Consider the following 7,879-nt stretch of genomic DNA (forward strand, 5'->3'; position numbering starts at 1 on the left):
GCCTCTTTTGCGATTTTCTACATTTATAAATCTTGTAAATCGACTACTTCCAAACCATGCTCTGTCAGACGATAGATACTCGTGCAGACTTCTTTTAAGAAACGTCGATCATGCGAAACAGTGACCAGACCACCAGGGAAATTGGCAAAGAGTTTTCTGATTTCTGGTTGAGAAGTTGGAGAAAAATTTCGTGTGGGTTCATCCAGAAGGAGAAAGTTTGGTTTTCGCAGCACTAAATTCAAAAGAAGGAGTTTACCTTGTTGACCGCCCGATAAGGAGTGGATATGGTGGTGCATCTCTGGATAGCTGAAGTTGAGACTAGCTAAGTGAGATTGGATTTTCTGTACTTCCTCTTTATGTCCAGATTGGCTGAGAAATTCAACTGGTGATCGATTCAATTGCAATGTTTTTTTGTAATCTTGTGGCATAAATCCAAGCGAGATCTCTCTTTTGTCGTTTAGTAGTTGATGTAACTTTGCTAACAGAGTGGATTTGCCAACGCCATTAGGACCGATAATGCCGATTTTTTCTTGACCACGGACAGTTAATTGTAGCCCCTGAACCAAAATTCGTTCGCCAATCGATAAAGTCTCATTTTCCAGTCGAACTAAGACTTTTGAAGCCGCTAATGGCTCTATATCTGAAAAGAAGAGTTGGATTTGTTCCTCTTCAAGTGGCTTTTGGGTCATGGACTGAGCTGCTTTTTCAAATCGTTTTTCTTGAGAGAGCACATTTTTCATCTTTTTAGCCAGTAGACGCCCAGCAACATCATTTTTAGTATTTCTCAAAGCAGTTTCTACATTTTGCTTAACTCGGCGATGTTTTTCCATGGTTTTGTCATAGGCTCTCTGGTCGTTAGCAGCTTGCTGGCTTTGTCTGGTAAAATTAGCCTTTCTCTGCTCACTATAGCGATTATAGTCTAAATGCTCGACTAGCGTTTCCGCTTCTTTCCGATGCTTGACTAGTCGCAAGTGGACAATAGTATCTGCCGTATGAGAAAGAAAGTCTTCATCATGGGAAATGAAAATAACGGTTTGCCTCATCTTCTGTATCTGCATTTTTAGCCAATCAACCGTCTCAAGATCCAGGTCATTTGAAGGTTCATCTAAAAATAGAATCTCAAAGGGTTTGGCTAACTCATGGATGAGCTGAATTTTCAAAGCTTCGCCCCCTGATAGACTGCCAATTTCTTGGTCGCTAGCAAAACGGTCGCTATCAAAGTGCAACTCCTCCGCCAAACGATAAAGAATGCTGTAGTCTAAATCAGTAGAATCCAAAAAGAAGTAATCGTGTAGAGTTCTATTTTTTAGCTCCTCAGGTAACTTTTGGGGAGTGTAGGCCAGTGACTGAAGGTCAGACTGGATCTCTCCTTTGATAGTGAAATCAGGCAATGCTTCCCCCATTAAAGCTCGCAGCAAAGTTGATTTGCCATTTCCTTCTTCACCAATAATAGCAACCTTTTCCCCGTCTTGGATAGTCATGCTTAAGTCAGATACAAGATCTCGTAGATCTTTGTTTTGTGTGATGGTCAGATGATTGATTTTTATCATATTGTTGCCCTTTCTAGAATGTCCATAGTGCATAACAAAAAGCTCTACTTTATCTAGTAGAGCCCAAAGTCACTGTCAAGAACGCCATTATCCATGTCAAAAATCTTGTCAACCTAGGTCCGTCTAACCCTATCCAACCTAAGAGGATCAGATGGTTAGCTTTCTAGTTTTTTGGATTTTCAAAGAGGATAAAGTACTAGAAAATCTAGTACAAAAAGAGCATGCAAAAAGAGACAAAAACAAGATCTACTAAATAAAGTTCTTTATTTGATAGACTTAGTTTTTCATGTCTCCCTTACCTCCGAGTATTAGTACCTCTATCCTATACCTTTAAGGATATTTTGTCAATAGTAAATCCAAAATTTTAAACTCTAAAATCCAAAAACAGGTCCATAGAGAGTCAGTACGTGTTTGACATGCTCGTAATGGAACTTGTCATAGTTTCGCCAAGCGGTGCGTGCTTGATCGTTTAGTTTTAGGCTCCCTAATCCAATCAGAAGACTGGTGCGTTGGTAAAATTTCTCAAGGTCGATTAAGATACTATTGTCAAGCTTTTCCGCTTTTTTAAGTTCCTTGAGAGTGCTGTTCAGCAGTTCTTGTAGACGGAAATCATCGGCTGTACCTTGTTTGCAGCTTTGGTAGCTTTTATTTAATTCGGATAGGAGTTGGTAAGCTTGGTTGATTAGTGCTTTGTCGTCCATATGAGCATCCTCCTTGCTCTGATGTATTCTTGCCTATAGTATAGCACGAAACAGAAAATATGTCATAGTAAATATGTTAAAAAGGAGATTTTAATATCAAGGTTTAAAAGGCTGTCTTGTAGCCTTTTCATGGTATAATCAAGTGAGTAAATCTTTATGGAGGAAATATGAAGTTAAATATTCAAGAAATTCGTAAGCAGCCTGAAGGCCTACATTTTGAACAAGCTTTAGACCTGGCATCAGACTTACGTGCCCGTAATCAAGAAATTTTAGATGTCAAAGATATCCTTGCGGTAGGGAAGGTCCAATACGAAGACCGCATGTATTTCTTAGATTATCAACTATCTTACACCATTGTCCTTGCTTCCAGTCGCAGTATGGAGCCAGTTGAGTTGGCAGAGTCTTATCCAGTGACAGAGGTTTTCATGGAAGGCGCAACCAACCAACTAGATCAGGAAGTTTTAGATGATGACTTGGTCTTGCCTATCGAAAATGGGGAAATCGACCTTGCTGAGAGTGTGTCAGATAATATCTTGCTAAACATTCCAATCAAAGTCTTGACCGCTGAAGAAGAAGCTGGTCATGGATTTGTTTCAGGTAATGACTGGCAAATCATGACAGAGGAGGAGTACCAAGCTCAACAAGCAGTCAAGAAAGAAGAAAACAGTCCATTTGCTGGCTTGCAAGGACTATTTGATGGAGACGAGTAGATGGTTTTATCCAAGAAACGTGCCCGTCATGTCATAGAGGAAATCATTGCCCTCTTTCCAGATGCTAAGCCTAGTCTTGATTTTACCAATCACTTTGAACTATTGGTTGCAGTGATGTTGTCAGCCCAGACGACAGATGCTGCTGTCAACAAGGCTACACCAGGTCTCTTTGCTGCTTTTCCAACGCCTCAAGCCATGTCTGTCGCAACTGAAAGTGAAATTGCTTCACACATTTCTCGTCTGGGACTGTATCGAAATAAGGCTAAATTCCTTAAAAAATGTGCCCAACAACTATTAGACGATTTTGACGGACAAGTACCTCAGACTCGCGAGGAATTAGAAAGCCTAGCAGGTGTTGGTCGCAAAACAGCAAATGTCGTCATGAGCGTGGGCTTTGGGATTCCAGCCTTTGCAGTGGACACTCATGTTGAGCGTATCTGCAAGCATCATGATATTGTCAAAAAATCGGCTACACCCCTCGAAGTAGAAAAACGTGTCATGGACATTCTGCCACCAGAGAAATGGTTGGCAGCCCACCAAGCCATGATATACTTTGGACGGGCTATCTGTCATCCAAAAAAATCCAGAATGCGATCACTATCCTCAATTATATGATTTTAGTTCGTTATAAGTGAAAATAATGAATGTTTTTACTTGATTTGAACGGGTCTTTGTGATATAGTAATGACAATAAAATATTCCTTTAAACCTGTCCCGTGAGGCAGACAAGGAGCTGGATTAAGTAGAAGGGTTAAGTCTATACTGTTTGCGGTAGGGCTCGCTTGGCTATACATTCTGAAGTCTCCTTGTTAAGGAGACTTTTCTTTTTGGAGGTTTGTCATGAAGGCAAAAGAAGTTGTAGACGAATTGACCGTCAAACGCGCGATTACTCGAATTACTTACGAGATTATTGAGCGAAACAAAGATTTGAACAAAATCGTTTTGGCTGGTATTAAAACGCGAGGTGTCTTTATCGCTCGTCGTATCCAAGAACGCTTGGAACAGTTAGAATCTCTTTCAGTTCCAGTGGTAGAGCTGGACACCAAACCTTTCCGTGACGATGTTAAAAGTGGTGAAGATACTTCTTTAATCTCTGTTGATGTGACAGACCGGGAAGTCATTTTAGTGGACGATGTGCTCTATACAGGTCGTACCATTCGTGCAGCTATTGACAACGTCGTCAGCCATGGTCGCCCTGCTCGTGTGAGTTTAGCAGTTCTAGTGGATCGCGGACATAGAGAGCTTCCAATCCGTCCAGACTATGTTGGGAAAAATATTCCAACTAGTCGCTCTGAAGAGATCATCGTAGAGATGGCAGAACTAGATGGACAAGATAGAGTTCTTATTACCGAAGAAGCATAGATAGCAAAAAGGAGTTAACCATGTCAGAAAATCAACAAGCTTTGCAACATGTGGTCTCTATGGAAGACCTTACTGTAGATCAGGTCATGAAATTGATCAAACGAGGAATCGAATTTAAGAATGGAGCGCAGACTTCCTATGAGGACCAGCATATCGTTTCCAACCTTTTCTTTGAAAGTTCGACTCGTACGCACAAGTCCTTTGAAGTAGCAGAGATTAAGCTGGGACTGAATTTACTCGATTTCGATGTGAAGACGAGTTCAGTTAACAAGGGCGAAACTCTTTATGACACAATCTTGACACTGTCTGCACTTGGAGTGGATGCCTGTGTTATCCGTCACCCAGAAGTTGACTACTACAGAGAGTTGATTGCCAGTCCAACCATTACGACTTCCATTATTAATGGTGGAGATGGTTCAGGGCAACATCCAAGTCAGAGCTTGCTTGATTTGATGACAATATATGAAGAATTTGGCCATTTTGAGGGGCTTAAGGTCGCTATCGCTGGGGATCTGGACCACTCACGTGTAGCCAAATCAAATATGCAAATTTTGAAACGTTTAGGCGCAGAGCTTTACTTTGCAGGTCCTGAGGAATGGAGAAGTCAGGAATTCGCAGACTATGGTCAGTTTGTAAGCATTGACGAGATTATTGATCAGGTGGATGTCATGATGTTCCTTCGCGTCCAGCATGAACGTCATGATAGTGGAGTGGTCTTTTCAAAAGAAGGCTACCATGCGCAACATGGTTTGACGCAAGAGCGTTATGATCGCTTGAAAGAAAAAGCAATTCTCATGCACCCTGCCCCAGTCAACCGTGATGTCGAAATCGCAGACCATTTAGTTGAAGCGCCAAAATCACGCATTGTCCAACAAATGACCAATGGTGTATTTGTCAGAATGGCAATCTTAGAGTCTGTTCTGGCATACAGAAAAGCAAAATAAACACAAGACGTTAAAAGACGCCAGAGAGCGTCCACGAGAGGTGACTATATGACAAAACGACTTCTAGTATTAGAAGATGGCACTGTTTTTGAAGGCAAGGCCTTCGGAGCAGATATTGATGTAACAGGTGAAATCGTCTTTAATACAGGGATGACCGGCTATCAAGAATCCATTACAGACCAGTCTTACAATGGGCAAATCCTAACCTTTACTTATCCCTTGGTTGGAAATTATGGGATTAACCGTGATGACTACGAGTCTATCATTCCAACCTGTAAAGGTGTAGTGGTATTTGAAGAAGCTCGTAGAGCTAGTAACTGGCGCAACCAGATGACGCTGGATGAATTTTTGAAGTCTAAGAAAATCCCTGGTATTTCAGGTATTGATACACGCGCTTTGACAAAAATCATTCGCAAACATGGGACTATGAGAGCCACTCTGACACATGTGGGAGATAGTATCGATCACATCACAGATCAGCTTCAAGCAACCGTTCTTCCAATTGATAATATCAAACAGGTTTCAACAAAAACTGCTTACCCAGCTCCAGGAGTAGGTTTAAGTGTGGTACTCGTTGACTTTGGCCTCAAGCATTCAATCTTAAGAGAATTGTCTAAGAGAGATTGTAATGTAACGGTCGTTCCTTATACTACAACGGCAGAGGAAATCCTTCACCTAAACCCTGACGGCGTCATGTTGTCAAACGGTCCAGGAAACCCAGAAGATGTTCCCCAGGCCCTCGATATGATTCGTGGTGTGCAAGGGAAGATTCCAATCTTTGGTATCTGTATGGGGCACCAACTTTTTGCCATGGCAAATGGTGCCAAGACCTATAAGATGAAATTTGGTCACCGTGGATTTAACCACGCGGTCCGTGAAATCGCAACAGGACGAGTAGACTTTACTAGCCAGAACCATGGTTATGCGGTCAGTCGTGAAGAATTGCCAGAGCACTTGATCATTACCCACGAAGAAATCAATGACAAATCAGTTGAAGGAGTTCGCCACAGATACCAACCAGGTTTCTCTGTACAATTCCACCCAGACGCAGCTCCTGGGCCACACGACGCTAGCTACCTCTTTGACGAGTTTATCGAGATGATGGAAGCTTTTAAACAAGCCAACTAAGAACGAGTAAGACTCGTCGGAGAATTCATGGAATTGAACACGGACGGAAAGCTCGGAATTTAGAGAAACCAAGGAAGGATTGCTATCCTTGGTTTCCTAAAATTCAGTCGCTTTCTTATCGTCCTTTGTATCTTATTTAATGGCAACCAGAGAGTTGCCGAATAGAAAGGCAGGCCGTTTCTTTTAGTCGCTTTCAGGCGAACTAAAAACTCCCTGCACTAGATTTTTATCGAAAATGATCGTTTCTCTAAAAAATCGTCGGAGAATTTATTTAATGGCAACCCGAGAGTTGCCAAATAGAAAGGAGAAGATACATTGTTCGCGGAAGTGAACACGCCCTAAGAACTGTGTGAAAAAGATAAACATCGTCTTGACGCTAAAGGCGTCTGCACCGAGTTTCCTATTTTCACTGTGTTCTTTACGGGCTTTGTATCATAAACTATGCCTAAACGTACTGATATTCAAAAAATTATGGTGATTGGTTCTGGTCCGATTATTATTGGTCAGGCTGCTGAGTTTGACTACGCTGGGACCCAAGCCTGCTTGTCTTTGAAAGAGGAAGGCTATGAGGTTGTCTTGGTGAACTCAAACCCTGCAACCATCATGACGGACAAGGAGATTGCGGACAAGGTTTACATCGAACCGATTACACTTGAGTTTGTGACGCGTATTCTCCGTAAGGAACGTCCAGATGCTTTGCTTCCAACACTTGGAGGTCAAACGGGGCTTAATATGGCCATGGAATTGTCTAAAAATGGTATTTTAGATGAACTTGGTGTTGAACTTCTGGGTACTAAACTATCTGCCATCGACCAAGCAGAGGACCGTGACCTCTTTAAACAATTGATGGAAGAGCTTGAGCAGCCAATCCCTGAATCTGAAATTGTCAACACAGTGGAAGAAGCTGTTGCCTTTGCGGTGTCAATCGGCTATCCTGTTATCGTTCGTCCAGCCTTTACCCTAGGTGGTACTGGTGGTGGTATGTGTGCCAACGAGGAAGAATTGCGTGAAATCGCTGAAAATGGATTGAAGTTGTCACCTGTTACCCAGTGTTTGATTGAACGTTCCATTGCTGGTTTCAAGGAAATTGAGTATGAAGTCATGCGTGACTCAGCTGATAATGCCCTTGTTGTTTGTAACATGGAAAACTTTGACCCCGTTGGGATTCATACAGGGGACTCGATCGTATTTGCCCCTGCGCAGACCATGTCTGACTATGAAAACCAAATGCTACGAGATGCAAGTTTGAGCATCATCCGCGCTCTCAAGATTGAAGGCGGATGTAACGTTCAGCTTGCGCTTGATCCACACAGCTTTAAGTACTATGTCATCGAAGTAAATCCTCGTGTATCTCGTTCTTCAGCCCTTGCTTCTAAAGCAACAGGTTACCCAATTGCTAAATTGGCTGCTAAGATTGCGGTAGGGTTGACCTTGGATGAGGTCATCAACCCAGTTACAGGTTCAACTTATGCCATGTTTGAACC

General features: G+C 42.2%; 7 protein-coding genes and 1 pseudogene. 6 read left to right on the plus strand and 2 right to left on the minus strand.

The genetic code is table 11. From position 1 onward, the window contains the following. Positions 1–23: 23 nt before the first annotated feature. Both SINDD18_RS01895 and SINDD18_RS01900 read right to left on the minus strand, forming a co-directional pair. Complete coding sequence (locus tag SINDD18_RS01895) at positions 24–1,583, minus strand: ATP-binding cassette domain-containing protein (protein WP_061862895.1); 1,560 nt, start codon at positions 1,581–1,583, stop codon at positions 24–26. A 338-nt stretch (positions 1,584–1,921) separates the two neighbouring features. Further along, entirely contained in the window at positions 1,922–2,251 is a 330-nt protein-coding gene (locus SINDD18_RS01900; protein WP_061862896.1) for a hypothetical protein, read from the minus strand. A gap of 167 nt (positions 2,252–2,418) precedes the next feature. Here SINDD18_RS01900 and SINDD18_RS01905 point away from each other — a divergent pair, with 167 nt between their 5' ends. The 6 genes and pseudogenes from SINDD18_RS01905 to carB form a co-directional block, all read left to right on the plus strand. Next, positions 2,419–2,961 (plus strand): YceD family protein, encoded by a 543-nt coding sequence (locus tag SINDD18_RS01905; protein WP_061862897.1) that lies wholly within the window; start codon positions 2,419–2,421, stop codon positions 2,959–2,961. Then, positions 2,962–3,592 (plus strand): annotated as a pseudogene (gene nth, locus SINDD18_RS01910) (endonuclease III). A 209-nt stretch (positions 3,593–3,801) separates the two neighbouring features. Further along, positions 3,802–4,323 (plus strand): bifunctional pyr operon transcriptional regulator/uracil phosphoribosyltransferase PyrR, encoded by a 522-nt coding sequence (pyrR, locus tag SINDD18_RS01915; protein ID WP_000644748.1) that lies wholly within the window; start codon positions 3,802–3,804, stop codon positions 4,321–4,323. Between the two features lie 20 nt (positions 4,324–4,343). After that, on the plus strand, positions 4,344–5,267 hold the full coding sequence (locus SINDD18_RS01920; protein ID WP_061862898.1) for an aspartate carbamoyltransferase catalytic subunit: 924 nt from the start codon (positions 4,344–4,346) through the stop codon (positions 5,265–5,267). Between the two features lie 48 nt (positions 5,268–5,315). After that, complete coding sequence (locus SINDD18_RS01925; RefSeq protein ID WP_061862899.1) at positions 5,316–6,395, plus strand: carbamoyl phosphate synthase small subunit; 1,080 nt, start codon at positions 5,316–5,318, stop codon at positions 6,393–6,395. Between the two features lie 441 nt (positions 6,396–6,836). Beyond that, positions 6,837–7,879: carbamoyl-phosphate synthase large subunit (carB, locus tag SINDD18_RS01930; RefSeq protein ID WP_081108250.1), on the plus strand; the 1,043-nt coding region annotated here is incomplete at its 3' end.

It is taken from the genome of Streptococcus infantis (assembly GCF_001579645.1).
Taxonomy (GTDB): domain Bacteria; phylum Bacillota; class Bacilli; order Lactobacillales; family Streptococcaceae; genus Streptococcus; species Streptococcus infantis_E.

Excerpts from the sequence above, each read along its gene's own strand:
- pyrR (WP_000644748.1), top strand. The coding sequence starts at position 3,802 with ATGAAGGCAAAAGAAGTTGTAGACGAATTGACCGTCAAACGCGCGATT.
- SINDD18_RS01925 (WP_061862899.1), top strand. The coding sequence starts at position 5,316 with ATGACAAAACGACTTCTAGTATTAGAAGATGGCACTGTTTTTGAAGGC.
- SINDD18_RS01905 (WP_061862897.1), top strand. The coding sequence starts at position 2,419 with ATGAAGTTAAATATTCAAGAAATTCGTAAGCAGCCTGAAGGCCTACAT.
- SINDD18_RS01895 (WP_061862895.1), bottom strand. The coding sequence starts at position 1,583 with ATGCACTATGGACATTCTAGAAAGGGCAACAATATGATAAAAATCAAT.
- SINDD18_RS01920 (WP_061862898.1), top strand. The coding sequence starts at position 4,344 with ATGTCAGAAAATCAACAAGCTTTGCAACATGTGGTCTCTATGGAAGAC.
- SINDD18_RS01900 (WP_061862896.1), bottom strand. The coding sequence starts at position 2,251 with ATGGACGACAAAGCACTAATCAACCAAGCTTACCAACTCCTATCCGAA.